The sequence below is a fragment of the Streptomyces sp. NPDC059788 genome (assembly GCF_042732265.1).
Taxonomy (GTDB): Bacteria; Actinomycetota; Actinomycetes; order Streptomycetales; family Streptomycetaceae; genus Streptomyces.
Genome location: NZ_JBHWHY010000037.1, coordinates 21200 through 47190, shown reverse-complemented (window position 1 = coordinate 47190; position 25991 = coordinate 21200). Strand labels below are relative to the sequence as shown.

The 25991-nt window shown below is 72.0% G+C and carries 24 protein-coding genes; 7 read left to right on the top strand and 17 right to left on the bottom strand.

Features of this window, described 5'->3' with window-relative positions; all coding sequences use genetic code 11:
- Nucleotides 1-160 precede the first annotated feature (160 nt).
- Both ACFV57_RS29125 and ACFV57_RS29120 read right to left on the bottom strand, forming a co-directional pair.
- The gene (locus ACFV57_RS29125) at nt 161-874 is read right to left on the bottom strand and encodes a hypothetical protein (RefSeq protein WP_385238322.1); all 714 of its coding nucleotides are present in this window, start codon (nt 872-874) and stop codon (nt 161-163) included.
- 155 nt (nt 875-1029) lie between these two features.
- Entirely contained in the window at nt 1030-1428 is a 399-nt protein-coding gene (locus ACFV57_RS29120) for a VOC family protein (RefSeq protein WP_385238321.1), read from the bottom strand.
- Between the two features lie 344 nt (nt 1429-1772).
- Here ACFV57_RS29120 and ACFV57_RS29115 point away from each other — a divergent pair, with 344 nt between their 5' ends.
- On the top strand, nt 1773-2447 hold the full coding sequence (locus ACFV57_RS29115) for a hypothetical protein (protein WP_385238319.1): 675 nt from the start codon (nt 1773-1775) through the stop codon (nt 2445-2447).
- Nucleotides 2448-2556: 109 nt separating this feature from the next.
- On the opposite strand, the gene ACFV57_RS29110 is transcribed toward ACFV57_RS29115, so the two are convergent.
- The gene (locus tag ACFV57_RS29110) at nt 2557-2973 is read right to left on the bottom strand and encodes an SRPBCC family protein (protein WP_385238318.1); all 417 of its coding nucleotides are present in this window, start codon (nt 2971-2973) and stop codon (nt 2557-2559) included.
- 245 nt (nt 2974-3218) lie between these two features.
- Here ACFV57_RS29110 and ACFV57_RS29105 point away from each other — a divergent pair, with 245 nt between their 5' ends.
- The 3 genes from ACFV57_RS29105 (at nt 3219) to ACFV57_RS29095 (ending at nt 6231) form a co-directional block, all read left to right on the top strand.
- Nucleotides 3219-3752 (top strand): 2,4'-dihydroxyacetophenone dioxygenase family protein, encoded by a 534-nt coding sequence (locus ACFV57_RS29105; RefSeq protein WP_385238317.1) that lies wholly within the window; start codon nt 3219-3221, stop codon nt 3750-3752.
- Between the two features lie 87 nt (nt 3753-3839).
- Nucleotides 3840-5024, top strand: coding sequence for a 2,3-butanediol dehydrogenase (locus ACFV57_RS29100; RefSeq protein ID WP_385238315.1), 1185 nt, complete (start codon nt 3840-3842; stop codon nt 5022-5024).
- A 76-nt stretch (nt 5025-5100) separates the two neighbouring features.
- On the top strand, nt 5101-6231 hold the full coding sequence (locus ACFV57_RS29095; RefSeq protein WP_385238314.1) for a helix-turn-helix domain-containing protein: 1131 nt from the start codon (nt 5101-5103) through the stop codon (nt 6229-6231).
- Here the strand turns inward: ACFV57_RS29095 and ACFV57_RS29090 are convergent.
- From ACFV57_RS29090 to ACFV57_RS29065, 6 genes are all read right to left on the bottom strand, one after another.
- On the bottom strand, nt 6207-7559 hold the full coding sequence (locus ACFV57_RS29090; RefSeq protein ID WP_385238312.1) for a hypothetical protein: 1353 nt from the start codon (nt 7557-7559) through the stop codon (nt 6207-6209). The genes ACFV57_RS29095 and ACFV57_RS29090 overlap by 25 nt on opposite strands.
- Before the next feature lie 471 nt (nt 7560-8030).
- Complete coding sequence (locus tag ACFV57_RS29085) at nt 8031-8744, bottom strand: ribonuclease H (RefSeq protein ID WP_385238311.1); 714 nt, start codon at nt 8742-8744, stop codon at nt 8031-8033.
- A gap of 294 nt (nt 8745-9038) precedes the next feature.
- Complete coding sequence (locus tag ACFV57_RS29080) at nt 9039-9569, bottom strand: hypothetical protein (protein WP_385238309.1); 531 nt, start codon at nt 9567-9569, stop codon at nt 9039-9041.
- 7 nt (nt 9570-9576) lie between these two features.
- A complete protein-coding gene (locus ACFV57_RS29075; RefSeq protein WP_385238308.1) occupies nt 9577-10866 on the bottom strand; it encodes a DNA/RNA non-specific endonuclease in 1290 nt (429 codons plus the stop codon).
- Complete coding sequence (locus tag ACFV57_RS29070; RefSeq protein ID WP_385238306.1) at nt 10863-11186, bottom strand: WXG100 family type VII secretion target; 324 nt, start codon at nt 11184-11186, stop codon at nt 10863-10865. Before ACFV57_RS29070 ends, ACFV57_RS29075 begins: the two co-directional genes overlap by 4 nt.
- A 484-nt stretch (nt 11187-11670) precedes the next feature.
- Complete coding sequence (locus ACFV57_RS29065; protein WP_385238305.1) at nt 11671-12678, bottom strand: esterase/lipase family protein; 1008 nt, start codon at nt 12676-12678, stop codon at nt 11671-11673.
- A gap of 418 nt (nt 12679-13096) precedes the next feature.
- Here ACFV57_RS29065 and ACFV57_RS29060 point away from each other — a divergent pair, with 418 nt between their 5' ends.
- Nucleotides 13097-14308, top strand: a complete 1212-nt coding sequence (locus ACFV57_RS29060) for a helix-turn-helix domain-containing protein (RefSeq protein ID WP_385238303.1) — start codon at nt 13097-13099, stop codon at nt 14306-14308.
- 80 nt (nt 14309-14388) lie between these two features.
- Here the strand turns inward: ACFV57_RS29060 and ACFV57_RS29055 are convergent, their stop codons facing one another.
- From ACFV57_RS29055 to ACFV57_RS29035, 5 genes are all read right to left on the bottom strand, one after another.
- Entirely contained in the window at nt 14389-14718 is a 330-nt protein-coding gene (locus tag ACFV57_RS29055) for a DUF3140 domain-containing protein (RefSeq protein WP_385238302.1), read from the bottom strand.
- 111 nt (nt 14719-14829) lie between these two features.
- The gene (locus ACFV57_RS29050; RefSeq protein ID WP_385238300.1) at nt 14830-15786 is read right to left on the bottom strand and encodes an endonuclease/exonuclease/phosphatase family protein; all 957 of its coding nucleotides are present in this window, start codon (nt 15784-15786) and stop codon (nt 14830-14832) included.
- Nucleotides 15783-16088, bottom strand: a complete 306-nt coding sequence (locus tag ACFV57_RS29045; RefSeq protein ID WP_385238299.1) for a hypothetical protein — start codon at nt 16086-16088, stop codon at nt 15783-15785. The genes ACFV57_RS29050 and ACFV57_RS29045 overlap by 4 nt, the downstream gene beginning before the upstream one ends.
- A 75-nt stretch (nt 16089-16163) precedes the next feature.
- A complete protein-coding gene (locus ACFV57_RS29040; RefSeq protein ID WP_385238297.1) occupies nt 16164-17471 on the bottom strand; it encodes a nitrate/sulfonate/bicarbonate ABC transporter ATP-binding protein in 1308 nt (435 codons plus the stop codon).
- Between the two features lie 134 nt (nt 17472-17605).
- Complete coding sequence (locus ACFV57_RS29035; protein ID WP_385238296.1) at nt 17606-19288, bottom strand: ABC transporter permease; 1683 nt, start codon at nt 19286-19288, stop codon at nt 17606-17608.
- A 505-nt stretch (nt 19289-19793) separates the two neighbouring features.
- Between ACFV57_RS29035 and ACFV57_RS29030 the strand changes: the two genes are divergently transcribed.
- Entirely contained in the window at nt 19794-19976 is a 183-nt protein-coding gene (locus tag ACFV57_RS29030) for a hypothetical protein (protein ID WP_385238294.1), read from the top strand.
- 53 nt (nt 19977-20029) lie between these two features.
- Here the strand turns inward: ACFV57_RS29030 and ACFV57_RS29025 are convergent, their stop codons facing one another.
- The 3 genes from ACFV57_RS29025 to ACFV57_RS29015 all read right to left on the bottom strand — a co-directional run bounded on the left by ACFV57_RS29025 (nt 20030) and on the right by ACFV57_RS29015 (nt 23273).
- Complete coding sequence (locus ACFV57_RS29025) at nt 20030-21085, bottom strand: chitinase (protein ID WP_385238293.1); 1056 nt, start codon at nt 21083-21085, stop codon at nt 20030-20032.
- Between the two features lie 248 nt (nt 21086-21333).
- The gene (locus ACFV57_RS29020) at nt 21334-22653 is read right to left on the bottom strand and encodes an MFS transporter (protein WP_385238291.1); all 1320 of its coding nucleotides are present in this window, start codon (nt 22651-22653) and stop codon (nt 21334-21336) included.
- On the bottom strand, nt 22650-23273 hold the full coding sequence (locus ACFV57_RS29015; RefSeq protein ID WP_385238290.1) for a helix-turn-helix domain-containing protein: 624 nt from the start codon (nt 23271-23273) through the stop codon (nt 22650-22652). The genes ACFV57_RS29020 and ACFV57_RS29015 overlap by 4 nt, the downstream gene beginning before the upstream one ends.
- A gap of 320 nt (nt 23274-23593) precedes the next feature.
- Between ACFV57_RS29015 and ACFV57_RS29010 the strand changes: the two genes are divergently transcribed.
- Complete coding sequence (locus ACFV57_RS29010) at nt 23594-25921, top strand: HelD family protein (RefSeq protein ID WP_385238388.1); 2328 nt, start codon at nt 23594-23596, stop codon at nt 25919-25921.
- The last annotated feature ends 70 nt before the right edge of the window (nt 25922-25991 follow it).

The following is a 25991-nucleotide window of genomic DNA, read 5'->3' as shown; positions in this document are numbered from 1 at the left end:
CTCCAAACCCCTCCTATAAACGGCCCGCTACCGCCCAAACCCCCGTGGGGGGGGGGGGGCCCCGGCGTAACCCCCCCCCCCCCCCCCCCCGGCCCATTTCTTCTGAACAACCGCGGAACTCAACGGGAGCGGGGAACCGCCGCCGAATCACCAGCCGAGGCTACTCACCGGCGCTGATCACACCGCCGTTGCTGAGCACGATGGGGATGCCGTTGGCGATGGTCCCGACGTCGTGCCGGTTCGTCTCCAGCGTGCCGTACACCGCGCCGCCCCTGCCGAGGATCTGTGCGCGGTACCGGAGTTCGCCGATCTTCGTGACCTTGGCCGTCCAGCCGCCCGCCAGCTTGAACGTGCCCGGTCCCTGGTGCCCGCCGCCCGTCCAGGAACGGACCTTGCCGTCCAGCGTGAGCACGATGAACATGTCGTTGGCGTCGAGCCCGGCGTCGTGACCGTTCGTCTCCAGCGTGGCCAGGACGTCCCCACGGGCGACGATCCTGGCGCGGTAGCGCTGGTCGCCGAGCCGGGTGATCTCGGCCTTGCTGACGCCGTCCGCCAGGGGCTCGGTGCGGACCGGGGACGCGCCCTTGGACGCCGTGGAGTGCGAGCCGCCCGACTGCTTGCCCGTGGCACTCGCCTTGGTGCCGCCCTCGGCGCCGGGGCCCGACGGGGCGTCGGCGCCCTGCGCTCCGGCGGAGGAGCCCCCGCCGTCGGACGACGCGGCCACGCCCTTGTCCGTCCCGCCCGCGGGCTTCGTACCGGCGGCGTCCGAGCCGGAACAGGCGGTCAGGGACAGACCTGCGGCCGCGATCAGGGCCGCGGCGGCAACGCGCAGGGTGCGGCGACGAGTGGTGCGGACCGTGGCGCTGGAGCTCATTTCGGTTTCCCCGGGGGTAGTCGGTGTCGTGATCTCGGTACGACGCCCACTCTGGTCCGGGGCGCTGTCGCGCGGCTGCCGCTCTGCTAACACCCGGCTAACGCGGGGATGCGGCGCGAGGACGCCGAGGAAAATCCGAAGAGCCGGGCCGGGGCCTAGTCGCCCGTGTAGCCCTCCGCGTCCTGCGGGTACCAGCGCAGTTCGACGGTGTTGCCGTCCGGGTCCAGCACGTACAGGGACTGCGCGTCGCCCCGGGCGCCGTACCGCCGGCCGGGGCCGTCGACGACCGTGAAGGCGCCGGAGTCGACGACCTGCTGCCAGTCCAGCGGTTCGACGGTCAGGCAGATGTGGTCGACGTTGGACCCGCCGCGTTCGCCTTCGACGAGGTCGATGATCGTCGACGGACTGACGCGTACGGACGGGAACGGGACCTCGCCCGCGCGCCACTCCTCGACGCGCACCGGTTCGAGGCCGAGCGGGCCGCAGTAGAAGCCGAGGGCGCGCTCGGCGTCCGCGACGTTGAGGACCAGGTGGTCGAAGGCGATGACGCGCATGGGGATCGTCCGTCTCCTGAGAGGTGAAGGGCTCGTGCGGTGCAGCCCGCCGCTGGTCGGCGGGGGTGTGGTGGACGATAGCGGGCGCGGTCGGCCGTGTGATCGGCCGTGTGGTCGGCCGTTGGGTCTGCGTCGGAGGTCCCGGCCGTACCGAGGGCCCGGTGCGCCCATTGATCCAGACCAATCGGGACGTTCTTGAATCAACTACAACTTTACCGTCACTTGGTGTTATTGAGTCTCTATTTACACCAGCCTCTCAGGCAACAGGCGGCGGTCGCAGGCCGGTTGACGGGCCCACGACCTGCCGCGTCCACGAGGCAAGGCGAGAGGCAGGAACCAGCAACATGACGAAGAACCGCACCGTGCGATACGGAGGGCGCGCACTGGTGCTCGCGGCGACCGCCGTGGGCCTGGCCGCGGCGATGACCGTGCCCGCAGCGGCGGCCGACGGCCCGGACCGCAAGCAGCTCATAGCCGACTGCGCCTCCGGCGAAGGCAAGTGCACCTTCAACGAGCCGGTGCTCGGCAAGGCGTACCTGGGCGACTTCCGGCAGGTGTCCAACTCGCTCTACAACTGCACCACGTCCCCCGCCACCCAGTCGATGGGCTGGTCGGACACGGTGGGCTCCAGCGACTCGGCCGGCGTCTCCGTCACCGCCGGCGGGAAGCTGGCGGGCATCATCGACCTGAGCGTCACCGCGACGTACAGCCACACCTGGTCGAGCTCGCACACCGAGAACAGCTCGCTGAACATGACGGTCCAGCCCGGCGAGGTGGGCTGGATCTCGCGCGCCCAGGTGATGCAGACCGTCTCGGGCACCTGGCAGACCCACTACGACAGCCCCAAGTGGGGGCACTACTACTGGTTCGTCCCGGACACCGTCACCGGCCCCGCCACCAACGGTACGGACGGCGTCAGCAACGCGGTCGTCGTCAAGACCCGCACGATGACGGCCTCCGAGAAGGCGTCCTGCTCCACCGGCGCACACCGGGGCGAGACCTTCCAGCTCAAGCGCTGAGGACCGGCCGCGTACGGAGGTGCGCGGCCCGGCCGCCGAGGGCGGCAGGCGTACGGCACCGCGTCCGGCCGTGGACGCGGTGCCCTCCCGCGCCCCCGGCCCACCCGCGTCAGCCGGCGCCGCCGTCGTCGATGCGCAGCCGTACCAGCTCGTCCAGGCGCTCCAGGCTGCGGTCCAGCTCGTCGGCGACCGCGTCGGCGCCGGGATCGTGCCGCTCGTCGAAGAAGGACAGGTGGACCGTCACCTCGCTGGCGCCGCTGCCGATGCCGGAGACCTGGAGCCAGCCGGCGTAGTCGCCGGTGTCCCGGGTGCCCCACTCCAGCCGCATCTGGTCCCGCTCGGCGCGGAAGAGACCGGGCTCGTCCTCGCCCGTACGGTCCTCGTGCACGGTCACGGCCGGCAGTTCCTCCGCCCGTACGTGCAGTCCCCGGGGCATCCAGCTGTCGAGTTGCCCGACGGTGCCCGCCTGGTCGAACACATGCTCAGGCAGTGCGGGCATCGTGCGGGAACGCTCGTATTCGCTCATGCCAAACCCATCGTCGTCGGCGGCGTTCTGTACCCCCTCCGTTAACCGTCTGCCCGCGGACGGCGCCCCGAGGCCTACAACCACCCGTTCGCTGTGACCGGGTCCGCCCTTCAGCCTCACCGGTGCCGACGGCGACGGCGGCAACAGGCAAAGGACGTGTCCGTCCCGGGAAAGACAGCGCGGCCGATCCCGGGTTGACTTCCGGCCACCCACCCGAGACGACCGGACGGAATACGGAGCACGCCATGCCCGAGCAGGCAGCCGACGAGTTCTGGAAGCACCTCAGGCCCATCGAGAACTCCTTCAAACCGGACGCCCTGCCGGAGGTGCACATCCCCGGCGCCGCCACCGACGACGACCGCTACTACGCCCCCTTCACCGAGACCGTGGGCTCCCGCCCCCTGTGGATCAACGTCAAGGACAACTCCTGGTCCGACATCCTGCGCGCCGACGAAGCCGGGCTGGTCAACCGGCATTACCACCCGCACGAGGTGTTCGCGTACACCATCTCGGGCAAGTGGGGCTACCTGGAGCGGCCCTGGACCGCGACGGCCGGTGACTTCGTGTACGAGGCGCCGGGCGAGGGCCACACCCTGGTCGCGTACGAGAGCGGCGAGCCGATGAAGACCCTGTTCATCGTCAAGGGCCCGCTCATCTGGCTCGACGAGAGCGGCGAGCCCACCGGCTACTTCGACGTCCACGACTACATCGAGCTGTGCCGCGCCCACTACGAACGGGTCGGCATCGGCGCGGACTACGTGAACGGACTGTTCCGCTGAGCCGACGGCCCCGGAAAGCCGGTGGCGGTCCGGGGAGCCGACGGCCGCCGCTCGCGAGACCCCCCTTCCCGGCTCTTGGAGGCCTGTGTGAAAGCAGTGGTCTGGTACGGCCCCCGGGACGTACGGGTCACCGAGCGCGCCGTCCCCGTACCCGGCCCGGGCGAACTGCTCCTCCAGGTCGCCTACTGCGGAATCTGCGGCAGCGACCTGCACGAATACGCCGACGGGCCGCACGCCGTCCCCACCGGCGCGCCGCACCCGGCGTCGGGCGCGCGGGCGCCGCTCGTCCTCGGGCACGAGTTCTGCGGCACGGTCGCGGCCGTGGGCACCGGGGGAGCCGAGGACGTCGCAGGACCAGCGGGGGAGGCGTCGGCCGCGGGCGGCCCGGCGGTCGGCGACCGGGTGGCCGTCGAACCGCACTACCGCTGCGGCACATGTCCCCGCTGCCGCGCCGGCGAGTACAACATCTGCCGGCACTTCGGCTTCGCCGGGCTGATGGGCGACGGCGGGCTGGCCGAGTACGCCGTCGTCCCGTCCTACATGGCCCACCGGCTGCCGCCGGACGTCTCCCTCGAACAGGCGGCGCTCTTCGAACCGGCGTCGGTGGCCCTGCACGCGCTGCGGCGCGCGGGGGACATCCGCAGCGCGGCGGTCGTCGGCCTCGGGCCGGTGGGGCTGCTGACCGTACTGCTCGCGGCCCGGCGCGGAGTACGACGGATCATCGCGGCCGATGTCCGGCCCGCCCGGCTCGCCCTCGCCGCCCGGCTGGGCGCCACCGACCTCGTGGACGCGCGAGGCGACGCCCGCCACGGCACACCGGCGGACGCCCACCGGGACCGGCCCGGCGCCCGCACCGGAGCACACCTCCGCCGGCTGGCCGGTACCGAGGGCGTCGACGCGGCCTTCGAGGCCGTCGGGTCCCAGACCGCCCTGGACACCTGCCTCGCGGCGACCCGGCGCGGCGGCCGGACCGTCCTGATCGGCCTGACCGGGCAGCTCGCCTTCGACGCCCTCGCGCTGGTCAACAACGAACAGTCGATCGTCGCCAGCGTCGGCTACCGCGACACGTACCCCGAACTGATCCGGCTGGTCCGGGAGGACGGCCTCGACCTCACGCCGGTGGTCACCTCGGTCATCCCGCTGGAAGCGGTCGTCGACCAGGGCTTCGCGGCCCTCCTGGAGGGCACGGGAGAGGACATCAAGATCCTCGCGGCCCCGGGGCAGGAGACCAGTCCGTCCGGAGCCGTGTCCGGGCGCGCCGCCCCGGAGTAGGCTGCGCCTCCGGCGGGGCGCGCCGTCCCGCCGCGCACGGCGCCATCGGACACACGCTCACGGCAAGGAGGCGGAGTTGCCCGCACATCCCGCCGCCGTCTACTCCCGTATGTCGACCCGGTCCGTCGCCCCGGCGGACCGGGTGGACTTGTGGGAGGACTACAACCGGCGGGCCCTGGTCGGACTGCGGTGCTCCCCGTACTCCGAGGACGGCCTGCTGGCCACGCAGGCCAACGCCGGTCTCGGCGGCCTGCGGCTCGCCGACATCGCGGGCAACGAGCACGTCATCGAACGCAGCCCCCAGACGTGCCGGACGTCCCCCAAGGACTCGGTCTTCGCCACGCTGCTGGTCTCCGGCCAGGCGGTGTTCCTCCACAGCGGCGGCTGCTTCACCCTCGGCGCCGGCGACCTGGTCCTGTACGACACCCGCCGCTCCTACCTGCTGGGATTCCCCACCGCGATGCGCCAGCTGTTGGTGGACATCCCCCGCGAGGTGTTCGCCGAGCGGTGCCTGCCCGGCGGATTGCCCGCGCCGATGGTCTTCAGCCGTGGGGCGACGGCCGAGGCGACGGCCCTGCGCCGCCTCGAATCCGTACTGTCCGGCTGGTTCGACCGGTTCGACGGGCGTGACCGCGGGCGCGGCCAGTGTGACCCCAGTGATGGACGGGACCTCCATGACCGATGTGGCCCCCGAGTCCCCGGCGACGCGGCGGCGGCCGAGCGCACCGTACTGGACCTGGTGCACTGCCTGGCCGTACGCGGCGGAGGGGACGGCCCCGAGGGCCGGGACGCCCGGCTGCAGCTCGCCGAGGAACACATCGACCGGCACCTGTCCGACCCCCGGCTCTGCGCCGAACAGGTCGCGGACGCCCTCGGCATCTCCACGCGCCAGCTGAGCCGCGTCTTCCGGCAGGCGGGCCTGAGCCCCTCCCGCCACATCCTCGAACGCCGTCTGGCGCGGGCCCGTCAGCAGCTGGCCGACCCCGCGTCCGCGCGGCTGACGGTCGCGGACATCGCCCACCGCTGGGGCTTCGCCAGCCAGCCGCACTTCACCCGGGTCTTCCGCGAACACTACGGACGGACGCCGGGCGAGCTCCGCCCGGCCCGCCGCGGCCGTGGCCGCGGACAGGAGGAGGCCCTCCGCGCGGAGCACCGACCACGCGGAGGGCCTTCCGGCGGGCGTCAGTCGTCGAGGGAGACGCTGTAGACGACGCGGCCGTTCAGTTCGGGACGGGGACGGACGTACTTGCGGTACGGGGACTCGTTGGAGACCCAGAGCTGTTCGGTGGCGGGCCAGTACGAGAGGTTCTCGGCGGCTGCCGGAGTACGGCTCCACACCCGCACGGGACCGCCGGAGTCGCCCTGGTAGAGGCAGTAGGGCTCACCGAACACCCGGCGGGCGTCCGGGCACATCGCGCTGAAGTAGAACCGTCCGTCATGCTGGACGACGCCCTGCGGACCGGCCAGCGGGACGCGGTATCCGGCCGTGGCCCGCACCAGGCCGCGTTCACCGGTCTGCAGGAGGTGGGACGCCGTGCTGAGCGGCCACCGCACCACACGGGAGGTCGGCGAGGAGGTCTCGACGGTCACCAGCGACGGCGCGAACGACGAGCCGTGGTCGATGGACGCGCCGCTGAAGCACGGCGTCTCGCCCGGCCTGCTGCCGCACCCGTTGCGACCGACGAAGGAGTACTGGGCGACCTGCGGCAGCGCCGCCGACTGCCAGCTCGCGCTCACCGAGCCGCGGTGCACGCCCACGCGCGCCGAGGACGCGGTGGTGGCCCACAGGTGGCGTACGTCGAAGACGCGGAGCCGCTCGCTGCTGTAGAGGAACAGGTAGGGGCCGTACCAGGACAGGGTGTCGCCGTGCCCCTTCAGCGCGGCGAATCCCCTGTTCTGCGGGGTGACGAGCAGGGCGCTGCGGTACCGCGGCCGCCCGCGGTCGGTGACGTCCGTGAAGGACACCTTCATGAAGTGGTCGACCTCTTTGGCGCCGCGCCAGGGGCGGTTGTTCCTGCTGCGCGGGGCGCTGGGGTGGTCGTAGCTGGACGCCCAGCTCGCGGCGACGATGCTCCGCCCCTGCCAGCGGCCGGTGCGCGGCTCGGCCTCGCCGGACCCCGTCAGCCCTTGCGGAACGTACGCCCAGCCCAGGTCGTCCGACGACCCGCGCTGCCAGCAGAACCCGTCCGCACCGCCGAGCGGCACTCTGGTGGGGCAGCGCGACAGCTGCGCCGCCGAATGCGCGCGGGTGTTCAGCCAGGACGTGAGACCGACCGGCCGCAGCTGCCGGAAGCGCCGTTCGAGGGCGAGGACGCGCCCGCGGTCCGAACCGTCGTAACGGAGCTGGAACCCCTGGTGGCCGATAGGTGTGATGAGCCCCTTGGACCTGCCGCCGGGCATGGCGCGCTGCGGAATCTGTTCGTGACGGAAGGCCTGCTGCTCACCCTCGCGCGCGTAGCGCGACGAGTCCGCGGCGGCCGGCGGTGGCTCCTGCGACGTCGCCGCCGGGGCGCCGACCGTGAGAACGGCTGCCAACGACCCCACAGCGGCCACCAGAGCTGTACACCGAGAAAACTTCAATTCTACCAGCCACTCTTTCCGCAATTCCGCCCCCGGACCTTCGCGCACGGCGCGGTGCCGACGCACGGCGCCGCGCGGGTGCTGGGCAGGGGGCGGTGGTCGCAGAGTTACGGGGCTCCCCGAATGGCAGCTCCCTGATCACAGCAAAAAGGATTCCACTGATGGGCCGTCATGGTGGAGTACGTCAGCGTGATCAGGCTGGTAGTTCACCCGTACGAGGTACTGAGAGCGGGGCAGTGCTGATGCTGAATCGTTTTTGTCAAAAAATAGGATAGAAATTCAATATGCGAATGGGGGTGCGGAGGGGAGAGGCGGTGTCGATACGACAAAGCGTCGGTGCACGCGCAATTCTCCTTTACGGGCCGTCGTCCCGGCATCGTCCCGGCGTCGCCCCGCGGCCGGCCCGCGAGGCGACGCACACGGCTGCTACCCGGCCGCCCCGGCCCCCGCCGCGCACGCGGGGTGACCCCATCCGTCCGGGTTCTTCGCGATCGTCTCGCCCTTGCCGTACGACTGCCCGCAGCGGCACTGGCCGGGGAACCGCGCCTTGACGGACCCCCGCGCCCGGCCACCCGTGCCCTGCCGCGCGGACGGCACCCGCCCGGCGCCCGACTGCCGCGCCCGCCCGCCACCGGCCGCGGCACCGGCGGGCTCCGGCGCCGGAAGAGCGGAGCCCAGGGCGCTGCCGATGGCCTGCTGGGTGCGCGCGGTCTCGCTGGCCGCGCCGTCCGCCGCCGCGTTCAGCGGATCGCCGTCGACCTGGTGCGCCGGTACGTAGACGAACTCCACCGCCCGCCCGGCGAGCAGCCCGTCGATCGCGACGATCAGGTCCCGGTTGGCCACCGGCTTGCCCGCCGCGGTCTTCCAGCCCTTCTTCCGCCAGCCCGGCAGCCAGGTGGTGACCGCCTTCATCGCGTACTGCGAGTCCATTCGCACCTGGAGCGGCACGGCGGGGTCGGTGGCCGCCAACAGCTCCCGCAGCGCGGTCAGTTCCGCCACGTTGTTGGTCGCGGTCCCCAGCGGCCCGGCCTCCCACCGTTCCACCGTGCCCCCGGCGTCCCCGACGACCCACGCCCAGGCCGCGGGCCCGGGGTTCCCTTTCGATGCCCCGTCGCACGCGGCTGTGATCTGTTCTGCCATGCCTCGATCCTGCCAGCATTCACGCGGTGCACCGACCAAGGGGCCGTCGGGGCCCCGGCGGGCGGGCGGTGGGAGCGGTGTCTGCCCGCCGGGGTGACCGGTTGACCGACGGCCGTGGTCTCCACTCCGCTCGCCAGCGGTTACCGGCCGGCCGTTCCGGGCGGCGGCACGACCGGCGGCCAGAACCAGTCCCATACGCACGAGCTGAACCACACCCACGAGATGGACGACACGGGCGCGAGCGGCACCGGGCAGGGCGGCTCTGCGGACCAGGACCGGTATTACTGTCCTCGGTCAGATCCAGGGGTTGCGCTCGTAGCCCGGGTCTTCGTCGGGGAAGTCTTCGGGGAAGACGTCACTGACGAGGTCACCACGGAGGACGTTCAGCAGGTAGCTCTCCACCGGTCCTTCGTAGAGGTCGTACTCCCTGCCGCGGCCGATGACGGTGAGCACGGACCAGCGGTCCGGATCGGTGTGGGGTACCAGGAAGCACATATCCGCGTTGTCGGTGCCCCCCCAGCGGATCAGCTGTGAGGGCTGTACCGCGCGCTCCTCCAGCAGGGCACGGATGTGAGGTCGCGAATCCTCCATCGTCTTCCGTGCCGCAAGCGTCATGGCTACCAGGTTCACATGCTCGTTCTCGGCGCCCGCCCGGTAGACACGCAGGAAGTCATCGAACTTCGATCCCCCGAAAACTGTGAGAAACGCCTTGAAGGCGGGTGGGAACGCGGTGCCCAGAACCGTCTCGGCTTCCTCCCAGTCGTTCAGGACCGGGCCGGGTTCTCCTGTTGCCGGAAATGCTGCCAAGGTGTCGAGATCAGTCATGCCCTACCTACTTGTTGATGATGGTCTGGTCGATGTGCAAACCGGGACCCACGGCCCTGACATGAACTCCCGTAGGAATGACGTCGTCAGGGCGGGCGTAGACGGGAGACGCCGAGTACTCGACATCACCACGTTTACTGACGGTCTCGTAGATCCGCTCTTCCAGCTTTTCCATCACTTCGTTGTTGGCCTTGTCATACATGATCACGATGTTGGCCTCCGCCCGGCCGTCGCCTCCGAGCGACCGCGCCAGCAGGTGCCCGCGCGTGTGCCCGGCCGTGTCGCCGATCCAGCCCGGCGGCTTCACCCGTCTGGATGCCTTGGTCCCGGTGTCCAGCATGTCCGGGCTGATACGCGTCTCTACGCCGGTCGCCCGCCCCATGCTGTCAGGTGGCTTGCAGTACGAGGGGATCGGCTTCTGAGGAGGCCTTCCGCCTCCGCCTCCACCGTGTTGAGCGCTTCGCATCAACGGACGCCCGGTAGGCCCGACGGCACCGGTTCCTGCCATCGCCATACGCGGGCCGCCCAGGCCGGGCAGCGTCATTTCGAAGTTGCGCAGACCGTCCAGCTTCATATTGCCGAACACGTTCTTGATGCCGCCCGCATCACGGATCGCCTTGACGCCGCGTGCGGTGCCGCCGAAGGCGCCGCCCATCAGCAGGCCGGAGACGCCGGCGTCCTTGATCTCGGCGGCGTTGATGCCCTTCTGGTCGCCGAGCAGGTTGCGCCCGCCCTGGGCCACGACTACGTCCACCGTGATCGCCTCGACGCTGCCGATGGCGGCCGTGGCCAGGACGGTACCCGCGATTTCGGCGACGGTCGCGGACACCGCGACCCCGGCAGTACTGGCTGCGGCGACGATGGCCTCCGTGGCGCCGGCCGCCGCGACCTCGCTGATGCCACCGGTGAACAGCGCCAGCGCCGTCCCGGCCACCAGCACTGCCCCCGCAATCTCCAGCGCGTGCTCGATCTGCTTCTTGGCCGTGGCGATCTCGTCGGCGAACTTGTCCAGCGCCTTGGCCATGTCCCGCGCGGCACTGGCGACGTCGTCCAGGTAGCCCTTGCCGCCGCCGTGGTACTTGCGCCAGAACGCGCCGAACGCCTCGATGCCCGGGCCCTTGTTGTTGTCGATGACATCCTGGGCAGGTTTGTGCGCGGCGGCGGTGACGTCCTCCACGTCGTCGGCGAAGGTCCGCCACGCTCGGGCGGCTTCCCGCAGCTCGTCCTCGTCCCCTTCCGGCCACCACATACCGGTCAGATCCTGGACGATCTCCTTCGCCTTGTCGGCGGCGCTCATCGTGCACCGCCATGGCCGAAGCCGGAGGACGAGGAGCGGTCGGCTTCCTCATGGTTGTCCGCCATGTCCTTCATGGACTTGGAAATACTTTCCAGTCCCTTGACCAAGGCGTGGGCGGCTTTTTCAATGTGCTCCCGGTGTGGGGCGTACATGTCCTGGAACTTCTGCCCCTGTTCGTCATTCCCCCACGGCGAACCGAGACCGTCCAGCGAGCCCGTGAGCTTTGCTGTCGCCTTCGTCAGCGCATCGGCTTCACGGTGGAATCGCGGGGCCGCGGACTTGAGCTGGTCCGTGTCTATGTCAAAGCCGTCACCGGCCATAGGTCCCCCCCCAGGAACTGTGCTTTCGCGTGTTCCCACAACCTATCGCGAGCCACTGACAACGCTTCCATCACTTCCCGCAGGGGAATGTTCATTGCTCAAGTAAGCAGTCACAGCGAGAAAGCGAGTCCTCATGACGTTCCCCATGACTGCGGACCAGTTCCTCGCGGCACTGCGCACCGAGGGCGTGCACGGCGCGATGATCCATCACACCGCGTCGTCCGGTTCCCCGTCCTCTGTGGAGCTGTGCTACGACCGCCGACCCGGTCTGCCCGGTCCGCTAGAGGCGTTGACTGTCGCTGCGACGGGGGACGGATGTGGACTGACGTGAAGTACGCGCCGGCGCCACTCGGTCCGAGTGTGCACCCGATGCGGGAGTGGGCCCACAGTTGCTGCCGGCATTCACGCGGTGCACCGACCAAGGGGCCGTCGGGGCCCCGGCGGGCGGGTGGTGGGAGTGGTGTCTGCCCGCCGGGGTGGAGCCTCAGCAGGTGGGGCGCTGGGTGTGTGCCGGGTCCAGGGCGTTCAGGACGAGGCGGGTCGCTGTGCGGTCGTAGGTGATGTTGATGTGGGCGGTGGTGTTGACGAGGCAGTGGCTCTGGAGGGTCTCGTTGGTGACGTTGCGGGCCGCGGGCAGGAACGCCGAGGTGTACGGGGTCACGACCTCGTCGTACCAGGTGGAGATCACCGTGTAGTCGACGGCCGGATCGGTTTCGCCGCCCGCGTTGAGGTCCTTCAGGAAGCGGGAGCCGACGATCTGCTGCTCACAGGCGGGGCAGGCCGCGCCGAGGACGACGTCCGCGCCGGGGACGAGCCGGGCCAGCAGACCGAGGCCGATCAGCGAGGTGCCGTGGTTGGAGGGGACGAGGGCGACGAGCCGGCCGACCTTCGCCGCGCCGCCCAGGTTCTTGATGTAGTGGCGCGGCATCATGCCGCCCTGCGAGTGGCCGACGATGTCCACCTTGTCCGCTCCGGTCGCCGCCCGCACCCGGTCGACGAACGCGGCGAGCTCTCCCGCCGACGTGGGGATGTCGCCGGTGGCCAGGACGGGCCCCTTGGTCCCTCCGTAGTTGAGGGCGAAGACGCAGTAGCCGGCGTCCTTGAGCTTGGGGGAGAGGGCGGCCCAGTTGGCGTACCGGTTCTCGAAGGTGCCGTGGACGAGGACGATCGGGCGGGGGTGCGCGCGGCCCGGCTTGCACGACCAGTCGTTGGCGCCGGTGGGGAGGGCGGTGGGCTTGGTGACCGAATAGAGGAAGGCGGACAGGAAGTTGCCCTGTGGGGGGCCGACGGGGTCGGTGGTTGTGGAGGGGGTTGGAGTGGTCGAGGCGGCTGAAGCGGCCGAGAGGCCGGGGGTGGCCGGTGCGGCTGCCGGCGCTGCGGCCGTCTGGCGTGCCGCCGCCGGCGCCGCGGTCGCTCCGGCCAGCCCCAGGCCGGCCGCCACCGCCAGTCCGGTCAGTGCCGCGACCGGTCGTCGCCGGAATCTTGCGCGCATGGTCCCGTTGCTGCGCATCAGCTGTTCTCGTCTTGCCGTGGTCCGGTACGGACGCCACGTGGGCGGACGTCACGGCGCCGACCGGGCCCCGGCACCGCGGTGTCGCGGCGTGGTGTCCGGGAAGCTACCGGCGCGTAACGTCGGGACCACGCTCGCTCCCTCCGGCCCGTGAAGCCAGAGGGCCGGGTGCGGCGAGAGGAAAGGTGTCACGGGCGTGACACTTCCGCGGACCGCCGGGTCAGCTCCCGGAGCCCCCGGCAAGCGGGGCGCGCGGTCCGGGGAGCGGCGCCGGGCCGCGCGCGGAACGCATACGGGGCGCCCGTGGCCCGCACAAGGCTGGACCGGCGGGGCCGGGAGGAGGCACGATCCCGGCCCGGGGACATGAGTCCCGTCGCCCACGGTCCGGAGGAGGCCCGCGATGCACAATCCGCCGGGTGACACGTTCGCGCGCGGCCCCTGGCACGAACTTCCCTCGTCCTTCGGCACGTTGCTCCGCCCTCGGATCGACGGCATCGCGACGGCCATGGTCGAGGCCATCCGCCAGGAGGTGCCCGCCTACCGGCGCCCGCTCGACTCCTCGATGGGGCGCGACCTCGTCGACTCGGTGTGCCGGGCGATGCGGCAGTTCGCGGAGCTGACGGAGGCTCCGGAGAGCCCGCAGGACCACCACGTACGGCACTTCCGCCACCTGGGGCGCGTCGAGTTCCTCAACGGGCGCACCACGGACGGGCTTCAGGCCGCGTTCCGCGTCGGCGCGCGGGTCGGCAGCCGGCGCTATGCGGAGATCGCCCACACCGCCTCGCTGCCCACCGAGATCGTCCTGCCGCTGCACGAAGCGGTACTGACGCACATCAACGCCCTGTCCAACGAGGCGGTCAGGGGCTTCGTCGCCGCCCAGGCCCGCGCGGAGGGCGAGGTGCAGCGCAGCCGGCGGGCCCTGACGCAGGCGCTGCTGGAACAGCCGCGCGGCACGCCCCGCGAACCGCTCGAAGCCCTCGCGGCGCGGGCCCGCTGGCCGCTGCCCCGGGAGGTCGCCTGCCTCGTCGTACGCGATGCGGCGGGCAGCCGCTGCACCGTGCCGGGAGCGGGCGCGGACGCCCTGGTGGTGCCGCGCGGCGCGGACCTCGTGGTGATCCTCCCGGAGCCGGGGAGCGGCGGCCCGGCCGGGATCGAGGACATACGGGCGGCGGTCCGCGGCCGGACCGCCGCGCTCGGGCCGGCCGTCGCGCCGCACGACGCCTGGGTGTCCCTGGTCTGCGTACGGCTGGCCCTGAACCACCACCGGGACACGGGCGCGCCGGACGGCGGCCTCCTGGTCGTCGGCGACCGGCTGGCCGATGTGCACCTGCTCGGCGGCGCGCACATCGGGCGCCTGCTGGGGGACCGCGTGCTCGGCGCGCTCGACGGGCTGCCGCCGGGCCGGGCGGCCCGACTGGCGGAGACGCTCGACGCGCTCCTCATGTCGTGGGGCCGCACCGCACCCGAGGTCGCGCAGGCCCTCGGCATCCACCCGCAGACGGCACGCAAACGCCTGCGGCAGCTGGACGCGCTCTTCGACGGCCGGCTCGCCGACCCCGGGTTCCGCTTCGGGGCCCTGCTGGCCCTGCGCACGCGTGCCCTACGGCGGTGAGGCGGCCGGGGAGGCCGGTACGGTGCCGGGCCCGGGTGCGGGACGGCCGCTTCCGGGCGGCGGCGCGTACGGCCGGGTGCTCACTCCTTCAGCGGGTCGTGGCCGATGTCCATCAGGCCGTGGCGCCAGTCCGCGCCGCCCGCCTTGGGGTCGGTGCCCTCCGGCCGCTGGGCACGGACGATCTCGACGACGCGGGTCATGGCCTCGGTGTCGCTCTCGGTGAGGTCGGTGCGGCGCTTGCCCAGCGTCTCCAGAACCTGCCGTCCGAGGGGCCGCCCGGCCCGGTCGGGGACTTCCTCGCTGTCCTCGCCCGCGGCCTCGACGCTCAGCCATTCCCGCAGCTCGCGTGAGGACATGTTGACGGCCCTGTGGAACTCGTCCCACAGCTCGTCGCTGACCTGCGCTGACATGGACACCTCCTGGAGATCGTGCTGGATGTACGCACACTGGGTGTCCGGCGGCCCGCCCGGACAAACCCGGCGATCGGCCGTTCCGGTACGCGGCCCGCCGGCACGGCGGCATCACACCGTGCCCGCCCCACCGTCCCCGCGCAGGCCCGCCAGCACCGGCCGGTGGTCGCTGCCGAGGTGGTCCGGCAGCACGGTCGAGCCGGTGGCCCGCAGGCCGCGTACCAGGACGTGGTCGATACGCACGAGCGGGAACGCCGCGGGCCAGGAGAAGCCCGGCCCCCGCCCGGCCTCGCGCTGGGCGGAGGCCAGCTGCCGGGTCAGCGGCGCCAGGCCGCGGTCGCGCAGGCTGCCGTTGAGGTCGCCGAGCAGGACGACGCGCGCGGCCGGGTCGTCGCCCACCCGGCGGGCCAGCTCGGCCGCGCTGCGGTCCCGCGCCTCTATGGTGAAGCCCTCGTCGGCACGTACCCGTACGGACGGCAGGCGCACGGCGTAGAAGGCGGTGTCGCCGCCCGGCGTGCGGACGAGGGCCCGGATCGAGTGTGGCCAGGCGCCGCCCAGGTTCAGGTTGGTCACCTCGCCCACCGGATAACGGGACCACAGGCCGAGGGTGTTCGCCGTCGCGCGGTGGGGGTACGCCGCGCCGAGCGCCCGTTCGTACGCGGGCATGGCGGCGGCGGGGACCTTCTCCAGCGCCACCACCTCGGCGCCCGTGCCGGTCACCTGCCGGGCGACGTCGGCGGGGGATGTGCGGTCGCCGCCGACGTTGAAGGTCAGGACGTGGAAGTCGGCCCGCGCACCGCCCCCTCCGGGGAGGTAGCCCGGCAGGAACGTACCGGCCCAGACCACCGCGGGCACCAGCGCGGCGACCACCCCCGTCACGGAGCGGCGCATCGCCGCCCACCCGAGCAGGACCGGGATCACGGCGCCGAACCAGGGCAGCGCGGTCTCGGCCAGACTGCCCAGATGCCCCGGTCTGTTGGGCAGCATTCCGGGGAAGGCGAGCAGGGCGGCGAGGAGAAGGGACGGCACGGCGACACGAAGGCCGCCCGTGCCGCGTCGCTGGTTCACCAATGCCTTCCGTCCGTACGGCGCGAGACGCAGCGCCAGCCCGCGACGGCGAACCCGACCGCGGTGCAGCCGGCCCCCAGCAGTCCCGCGCCGATCAGCTGGGTGGCGGCCGGCGGGGACAGGGCGACGGCGGTCAGCAACAGGGCCGGGAGGACGGCCACGAGGAGCAGGGCGCGGATGCCCTCCGCCGCGTGCGCGGGAGGTACGGGCGGGCCTGACGCGGACCTTCGCGTCGTCGGTACGGTGCCGTGCGGGGCCGGTGCGGTTTCGCGCGGGCCTATTGAGGTCTTGCGCTGGTTCACGGTGATCCTCCTCGGGGACGGTCTGCTGGGTGTGCACCGGCGGCAGCCCCCGCCGGGCGGGGCCGGGCCGCGGCTCTAGGCGGCGTTCGTGGGGCGGTGTTCGGCGGGGAGCAGCAGGACGCGGTCGTCGGCGTCGTACTCGTACAGTTCGGCGTAGCGGCCCCAGGTGACCGCGGTCGCCAGCTGCCGGTGTGCCGCGTGCTCCGGGATGCCGCCGCAGAGCCGGCCGATCAGGTACGGCTCGCGGAGCCGGCCGCTGCCGGAGGCCAGCAGCAGCGTGCGGATGGTGGCGATGAGCGGGACGTTGGCGAGCGCCGCCGCGGCGAAGAGGTGCTTGCGGGGGAGGATGTCGGCGCGCGCGAAGCCGCGGCCGGTGACCGTCAGGTTCAGCCGGTTCGCGGTGACCTTCGCGTAGCCGAGCAGCTGTGCCGCCTCGACCAGCGGCATCAGGTCGTCGACCGCGTAGGACAGCGCGTCGGCCAGCGCCGCCAGGTCGACGGCCCCGCCGCGGGTGTCCAGGACCTCCAGCAGGCCGGTCAGGGACTCCACATCGGCGTTCGGCAGCGGCCCGGCGGCCCGCAGCGGGTCCCGCTCGACGAGGCCGGGCGCGGACGTGGTGCGCCGGCCGGTCAGCGCCTCGTAGACGTCCTCGACCAGGGACTCGAAGCCGTGGTCGTGGCGGTTGCGGGGCTGCGGCAGAGCGACCCGCAGCTCGGCCTTGAGACGGCCCGGGTCGGTGTCGAGCACCAGAATCCGGTCGGCGAGCTGGACGGCCTCCTCGATGGAGTGGGTGACCAGCAGGACGGTGCGGGTGGGGGAGTCGGGGTGGGCGAGGAGTTCCAGCAGCTCGTTGCGGAGGGTCTGCGCCGTCAGGACGTCCAGGGCGGAGAACGGCTCGTCCATCAGCAGCACGTCCGGCTCGACGACGAGGGCGCGGGCGAAGCCCACCCGCTGCCGCATCCCGCCGGACAGCTCCTTGGGGTAGGCGTTCTCGAAGCCGTCCAGACCGACCATGTCGATGGCGCGCAGGGCCCGGCCCCGCCGCTCGGCGGCGCGTACGCCCCGGGCCTGGAGGCCGAGTTCGACGTTCTGCTGCACCGTCAGCCACGGCATCAGGGCGAAGGACTGGAACAGCATCGCGGAACCGGGGTTGGGGCCGTCGACCGGCTTCCCGCGGTAGTGGACGGTGCCGCCGGAGGGTGCCAGCAGGCCGGCGATGTGGCGCAGCAGGGTGGACTTGCCCGAGCCGGACTTGCCCAGCAGCGCGATGACCTCGCCTTCGTAGAGGTCGAAGGTGATGTCGTCGAGGACGGGCAGGACGCCGCCGGAGGGGCCGGGGAAGTCCTTGCGGAGGTTGCGGACGCTGATGACGGAGGTGTTCATGGTGGTGCTCCGGGATTTCGGCGGCCCGGGGCCGGGCGTTCCGGGCTCGGAACACCGGACCCCGCGGGCCGGGACGACGTGGGTGGTTGCGGCGCCCGCGGGCTACGGGCGCGAGGGCGGCCGGGGCCTGCCCGCTACAGGGCGCAGCGCTTCATCGCGAAGCGGTACAGCCGCCGCCAGAACAGCCGGTTGATGACGACGACGTAGACGCTCATCAGGACGGCGCCGAGGAAGTTGCGGGCGAAGTCGCCGTCGGCGGTCGCCTGCTGGATGTACGCGCCGATGCCGAGCGCGGTGAGCGTGGTCGTGCCGTAACTGACGATCTCCGCCTGGATCGAGGCGTTCCAGGCGCCGCCCGACGCGGTCAGCGCTCCGGTGACGTACGAGGGGAAGACGGCCGGCAGGATCAGCTTGCGCCAGCGCAGGGTGCCGCGCAGACCCAGGTCGGCGGCGGCCTCGCGCAGGTCGCCGGGGATGGCCTCGGCACCCGCGATGACGTTGAACAGCACGTACCACTGGGCGCCCAGGGCCATCAGCGCGATGCATCCCCAGTTCAGGGAGATGCCGGAGGCGCCCAGCACGATGACCGCGAGGGGGAAGACGAAGTTGGTCGGGAAGGAGGCCAGCACCTGTACGACCGGCTGGGCGAACCGGTTGACCTTCGGGTTCATCCCGATCCACGCGCCGATGGGCACCCACACCACGGTGGAGAAGGCGACCAGCAGCAGCACCCGGCCGTAGGTGATCAGCGCGAGCAGGGCGTCGTGGCCGATCTCGGGCAGCGGCACATGGGCCAGGACGTAGGAGAACGCCTTCCAGACGATCGCCGCGACGGCCGCCGCGTACAGCACGGAGAACGCGACATCGGCCCGCCTGCGACGGACGGCGTCGTGGTGCAGCCGCCCGCCGCCGGTGCCCAGCACCCGCATGGCGCGGTCGATCCGCTCACCGGCCGGGCGCAGGGCCCGCGCCAGGTGACCGGGCAGCGTGGAGCGGCGCAGCAGCTGCAGGAACCAGCTGCGCGGCTGCTCGGCGATCTCGCACTCCTCGGTACGGAACCGCTCGGCCCACGCCGTCAGCGGCCGCCAGAAGAAGAAGTTGACCGACACCACCGTCACGATCATGACGACGACGGCCAGGGCGACCCGGGCGCCCTCCCCGTTGTCCAGCGCCTGGGCGACGTACGAGCCCATGCCGGGCAGGGCGTTGTCCCGGTTGTTGACGCTGATCGTCTCGGACGCGCTGAGCGCGAACCAGGCGGCACCGAAACTGATCATGCCGTTCCAGACCTGGGCGATCATGCCGCTGGGCACGTCCAGCTTCCAGAACCGCTGCCAGCGGGTCAGCCCCATCAGCCGGGCCGCCTCGTCCAGCTCCCTGGGCTGGGTGGTCAGGGACTGGTAGAAGGCCAGCGCCATGTTCCACACCAGCGCGGTGAAGACGGCGAAGACCGAGGCGCACTCCAGGCCCAGCGTGGAGTGCGGGAACAGGGCGACGAAGCCGGTGACGGTGATGCCGAGGAAGGTCAGGACCGGTACGGACTGCAGGATGTCGACCGCCGGGACGATCACCTTGGCCGCCCGCCGGGACCGGGCGGCCCACGTGCCGAACACGAAGGTGAACAGCACCGCGGGCACCAGCCCGGCGAACATCCGCAGAACGGAACGCGCCGCGTAGTACGGCAGCCGTTCGGGATCGGTGGAGACGGTGGGGGGATTTTCGGGATGGAAAGGCTGGTCGGTCGAGGCCCCTACGCGGGCCACCAGATAGAAGAGCGCGACGACACCGCAGAGAATGAGGAGGTCCACGGGGCGCATTCGGGCAGCGCGAATCGCGCCGCCGGACGGGAATTGGCGGAGTTTCGACATGGAAGTACCCGAGAGAATTCGTGCGGGCAGGCCGGCGCGGTGGCGAGGAGGTCGCCACGCGGGTGCCCAGCCCGGCAGACAGATGCCGCGGGCCGTTGGGCCCGGTCAGCGGGAACGGCGGCGGGCGGGACTGGGAGGATCGCCGTACAGCACAACGACCACCTCCTCGAATTCTTCGGAACAGGACTGCGGCGGCCTCGGCCGACCGGCAGCAAAAAAGATGATGGCACGTAATGTGCGGCGCGGTCAAAAACTTCCCGGCGCTTTCCGGAAGCTGAAAGCATCTTCAGAATTCCCGGCGGCCGGTGCGCCCCGGAGGAAGCTGTGGCAGCGGAATCCGAATTTCCTGAAGACGCTTTCAGGAATTCCCCGCGGGGGACCGGTCCGCCCGGCCCGTCGCCGGTCCGGGCCCCGGGGCGCCGACGGGCGCGGGGCAGATGGGACAATGGCGGTGATGATTAAGGAAGACCAGCGCAGCGAGAACCAGACCGACCCGGCCGTCCCCGCGGACGACGAGGCGGACACCGTACGGCGCCAGGCCCGGCTGACCCTGGCCGGCCAGGCCCGCGACGCCGACGAGCTGAAGATGCTCCTGGAGATGCTGGGCCTGCACCCTTCCCAGGAGGGCGAGGGCTGAGCCCGCGCGCGAGCGGGTCCGGCCGGGTGGCCGGACCCGCTCGACCGCCGGACTCAGCGCCCCTGCAGCGCCTTGACGTTGTTGCCGAACGACCACGCCTTCGAGCCGTCCCAGTTCAGCGACCACGTCATCAGGCCCTTCAGCCCGCCGCGGTAGGTGTTCCAGGCCTGGCCCACCAGGCCCGGCGACATGTAGCCGCCGCCCGCGCCCGGCTGCGCCGGCAGACCCGGGACCTGCTTGTCGTAGGGGACCTTGATGGTCGTGCCCTGGATGACCAGCCCCTTGTCCAGGCAGTCCGTCTGCTTGGTGAAGCCCTGGACGGTGCCGGCGGAGTACGCGTCGCCGGAGCAGCCGTACATGCTGCCGTTGTAGTACTGCATGTTCAGCCACCAGAGGCGGCCGTTGTCCGCGTACTTCTTCACGATGGGCAGATAGGCGCCCCAGATCGACCCGTACGTCACGCTGCCCCCGGTGACGTACGCGGTCTCCGGCGCCATCGTCAGGCCGAAGTTCGACGGCATCTGGGCGAGTACGCCGTCGATGATGCGGATCAGGTTGGACTGCGAGGCCGACAGCGTGTTGATGTTGCCGCTGCCGGTGAGGCCGGTCTCGATGTCGATGTCGATGCCGTCGAAGTTGTACTTCTTCAGGATCGGCACGACGGTCTCGACGAACCGGTCGGCGACCTTGCTGGAGCTGAGGTCGATGCCCGCGGCGGCGCCGCCGATGGACATCAGGATCGTCTGGCCCGCCGCCTTGGCCTCGCACATCTCGGCCGGCGTCGCGACCTTCACCGTCGCGTCCATGCCGTCCTCCCACAGGACCGTGCCGTCCGAGCGGATGACGGGGAAGGCGGCGTTGAGCACGTTGTAGCCGTGCTCGCGGATACGGGAGTCGGTGATCTTGGTCCAGCCGAACGGCGGGTGGACGCCGTTGGCCGCGCCGTCCCAGTTCTCCCAGTAGCCCTGGAGCACCTTGCCCGCGGGCTTGGACTTGACCGCGCAGGTGGTGTCCTGTGGTGCCGCGCTGGGCGCCGCGGCGGTCAGCAGCGAGACGGCACAGGCCGTCGCCAGGCCGATTCCGAGCAGGCGGGATGCCCGACCGAACATGATGTGCTCCTTTCCGGCCGTGGCCGGCGGTGACTGGGGAGGGGGACCGGTGGAGCATGGGAGCGCGCGACGCGTGGTGCTGGTGGTGCGCGGGGGGTGGCTGAGAATCCGGGCGTCGCGTTGCCCGAACCGTAGGGTGGCCCGCCGGGACCGTCAATAGGTCTGGACCAACTCGGTACGGGCGCGGACGGGTACGGGGCGGCCGCGCACCCCGCGCCGGACGCGTGCCCGACGTGCCCCCGGGTCCGTCACGACCGGGGCGTCGCCGGCTCCCCTCCGCCCTCGGCCGACAGCCCGTCACCCTGCGGCTCCTGCCGGGAAGTCGGCAGGTCACGGGCCCGCCGCAGCGGCGAACAGAACAGGAACACGGCGGCCAGCGGAATACCCGCCGTGGTGATCCACATGGCCGCGCGCAGACCGAGCGCGGAACCGAGCGTGCCGCCGAGCAGCGAGCCGACCGGGATCGTGCCGTAGCTGACGAAGGTCGAACCGGCGGTGACACGGCCGAGGAGGTGCGGCGGGCAGTAGCGCTGCTGGAAGCCCGCCTTGATCACGTTTCCGGCCACCACGCCCGCGGAGACGCAGCAGCCGCCGGCGATGAAGAACACGGTTCCGGCGCCGTCCGTGGTCAGCGGGATGAGCAGGGCGAACAGGGCGAGGCCGAACTCGAACAGCAGCGTCGCGCGGGCCGTTCCCACCCGCGCGGCGGCCCGGCGGGCGAGAAAGGCACCGGCCACACCCCCGGCGCCGGTCGCCGCGGCCAGTCCGCCGACGACCGCGGGGGACAGACCGACGCTCTGGACGAGGAAGACCACCCGGACCGCCTGGTACCCCATCAGGGCCAGGTTGGAGGCGGCGCCGAACAGCGTCAGCGTACGGAGCCAGGGGTCCCCGGCGATCAGCCGCAGCCCCTCGCCGACCTCGCCGGCGAGTGCCCCGGGGCGCCGCTCCACGCGGCGGACGGGGGGCTCGCGATGCCGGATGCCCGCCAGGCACGACAGTGCGGCGAGGAAGGTCGCGGCCTGGGCGAACATGGCGTTCACCGCCCCCGCCGCCTGCGCGATCAGCCCGCCGGAACCGAGCCCGGCGACCTGCGCGGCGGACGCGCTGCCGTGCAGCTTGGCGTTGCCCTCGGCCTGGTCGTCGGGGGCAACGATGCTCGGCAGATAGGCGGTGTAGGCGGTCTGGAAGAACACCGCCGCGACCCCCGTCAGCAGGGCGACGGTCAGCAGCAGCGCCGTACTGAGCAGGCCGCACCACGCGGCCACCGGCACACCGGCGAACAGCGCACCGGAGACCGCTGCGGCGGCCAGCATGACCGGCCGGCGCCGCACCCGGTCCACCCAGGCGCCCGCCGGCAGACCGATGACCAGCCACGGCAGCCAGGCGGCGGCGCTCAGCAGCCCCACCTCGAACGGCCCCGCGTGCAGGGTGTCCACGGCGATCAGCGGCATCGCCACGCCGGTCACCGAGGCGCCGAACTTGCCGGCGGTCTCGCCGCACCACAGCAGCCGGAAGTCACGATGGCGCCGCAGCAGACTCACGGGCCGCTCCGCGTCCCGGCTCATGTGCCGCCCCGCTCTTCGCGCGGGAAGGACTGGAGCTGTACGACGACGGGGAGCGCGTCCGGCGCGGGGACGGCGTCCGGGGCGGGTGCGTGGCGGGCGATCACCTCGAAGAGCTCCGCGTTGAGCGCCTTGAGCTGCTCGGGTGTCATCCGCAGGTCGTGCCAGTCCGCGACGGTGCCGGCCTGCCGCCAGGTGTCGTCCCAGTCCTCGTTGACGTAGTCGGTGACCCGGTTGAAGTACTGCCGCACGAGTTCGTGGAGATAGACGAAGAGGGCGCCCCGGGAGTCGGGGTCGTCGCGGAAATCGGCGGTGTTCAGGTCATTGGTGACGCCGACCCGTTTCCACCAGCGCTCGCGTCGGGTGCCGCGCCCGGTCTCCTCCTCGATGAAGCCGTGTTCGGCGAGGTGGCGCAGGTGCCAGCTGACGGTGCCGGTGTTCTCCCCGAGGCGTTCGGCGAGCCGGGTGGCGGTCGCCGGGCCGTCGAGGGTGAGCAGTTCGAAGATGCCCATCCGCAGCGGGTGGGCCAGCCCGCGCAGGCTGCGGGCGTCCATGCGGCGGGCGGGGCGTGCGGCGCGGTGGTGGGCGGGGGGCTCGGTGGTGTGCTCGGGCTGGTCGGGCATGGCAGCAGCGTAGGGTTGCAGAGGAGTCTCTGCATAGACTTCTCTGCAGACAGTTCTCTGCAACGTGGTTCGGGGCCGGGACTGTGCGAGCGGGTCACAAGTGCGCGCCGTCGGGGCGGCAGTGGAAGGAGAGGAATTGCCGGCCGGGCGAAAGAGGGCGTGCCGGGCGCCTCGCGCACAACAAAAATCCCCGGTCCGTATTGACGGCCGGGGTCTTTCTCTGCGTATATTGGGCGTTTCCATGCCTTGAGAATGTTCAATACACGGTCCACCACTACAGGACACGATATCGGAGCGGGGTCGAATTGTCAAACGAGGAATTGCGGCAGGAGCAGGAATTCACCGATCTGCTCTACGAGCGCCTCGCCGAACTGCGGACCGGAGCCGAGTCCGCCGTACAGCGGGCGCTGCCGCTGGAGGGGAACAACTTCCAGGCACGGCTGGAACGCGACGTGACCGTGGCCGAGCAGTCCGGGCTGCTGGCCGCCCTCGACGCCGGGGAGAACGGCCTGTGCTTCGGCCGGCTCGCGTTCCGGGACGGCGCCGACCGCCACATCGGCCGCATCGGCATCCGCCGCGACGACGCCGACCGTACGCCGATGGTCATCGACTGGCGGGCCGACGTCGCCCGCCCGTTCTACCTCGCCACCGGCCACACCCCCATGGGCCTGCGCCGCCGGCGCCACATCACCACCCAGGGACGGCGGGTCACCGCCCTGCACGACGAGATCCTGGACCTCGGCGACACGGAACGCACCGGCCACGAGGGCAGCGACGCGGACGCCGTCCTCCTGGCGGCCCTCGACGCCGCCCGCACCGGCCGGATGCACGACATCGTGCAGACCATCCAGGCGGAACAGGACCGCATCATCCGCGCACCGCACCGCGGCGTCCTGGTCGTGGAGGGCGGGCCGGGCACCGGCAAGACCGCCGTCGCCCTGCACCGTGCCGCGTACCTGCTGTACGCGCACCGCGAGCAGCTCGCCCGCCGCGCCGTGCTGATCGTCGGCCCCAACCCGGCCTTCCTCGGCTACATCGAGGAGGTGCTGCCCGCGCTCGGCGAGACGGGCGTCCTGCTCGCCACGCCCGCCGAGCTGTTCCCCGGCGTCACCGCGACCGGCACCGACACCGTGCGCGCCGCCGAGGTCAAGGGCGGCGCGGCGATGGCGGACGCGCTGGCCCGGTACGTACACGACCGGCAGGCCCTGCCCGACCCCGCCCTCGTCATCGACCACGAGGACGGCGAACTGCTGCTCGACGCCGACATCGCCGCCACCGCCCGCGCGCACGCGCGCACCACCCGGCTGCCGCACAACCTCGCCCGCCCGTACTTCGCGTTCCACGTCATCGACGCGCTCACCGCGCAGCTCGCCGACCGCATCGGCGCCGACCCGTACGGCGGGCCGAACCTCCTCGGCCCGGACGACATCGCCCAGCTCGGCAAGGGGGTGGCGGCCAGCCCCGACGTACACGCCGCCATCCAGGAGCTGTGGCCCTCGCTCACCCCGCAGCAGCTGGTCGCCGACTTCCTCGCCGACCCCGTGCACCTCCCGGACGCCGACGCGGACGCCATCCGCCGGACGCCCGGCCACCACGGCCCCTGGCCGCAGGGCGACGACTGGACGCCCGAGGACGTCCCCCTGCTGGACGAGGCCGCCGAACTCCTCGGTGAGGACGACTCCGCGGCCCGCGCGGCCGAGGAGGCGGAGCGTCAGGAGCGGATCAAGTACGCCCAGGGCGTGCTCGACCTCTCCTACGGCTCCCGCACGCAGGAGTTCGAGGACAAGGACGACGAGGACTCCGAGGTGCTGGCCGCGCACGACCTGATCGACGCGGACCGGCTCGCGGACCGGCACGAGGAGGCCGACCACCGCAGCGCGGCCGAGCGGGCGGCGGCCGACCGCACCTGGGCCTTCGGCCACATCATCGTGGACGAGGCGCAGGAGCTGTCCGCGATGATGTGGCGGCTGCTGATGCGCCGCTGCCCGACCCGCTCCATGACGCTGGTCGGCGACCCGGCGCAGACCGCCGAGCCGGGCGGCTGCGGCACATGGGAGGCGATCCTCGCGCCGTACGTGGACGACCGCTGGGAACTGGTCCGGCTGGGCGTCAACTACCGCACACCGAGCGAGATCATGGACGTCGCCGCGGCGGTACCGCTCGCCACGGACGCCGCCTTCGAACCGCCGCGCTCGATCCGCTCCACCGGCGTGCGCCCTTGGGCCCTCGGCACCGCCGCCGACGACCTGCCGCGCGCGGTCGCCGACGCGGTCGTACGGGCGGCGGCCGACGGCGCGGGGGAGGGCCGGATCGCGGTCATCGCGCCGCGCTCCCACCACCCGGCGCTGTCCGCGGCGCTGTCCGCCGCCCTGCCGGACGTGTCCACCGGCGCGGCCCCCGACCTGACCTGCCCGGTCGTCCTGCTCGGCCCGCGCCAGGCCAAGGGGCTGGAGTTCGACACCGTGATCGTGGCCGAACCGGCCGGATTCGGCACCAGCGATCTGTACGTCGCGCTCACCAGGGCCACCCAGCGCATGGGAGTGGTGCACGCACAGGCGCTGCCGAAGTCACTGCGGTCCCTGACGGAAGCGGAAGCGGAATCGGAAGCGGAAGCAGGAGCCGGGACGGTCGGCTCCGGCAGCCGCTGACCACACGCCGAGCCCCGTTGCCCGTACGGCCCGGGGCGCCGCACATCGCGTGCGGCGCCCCGGACCGCAC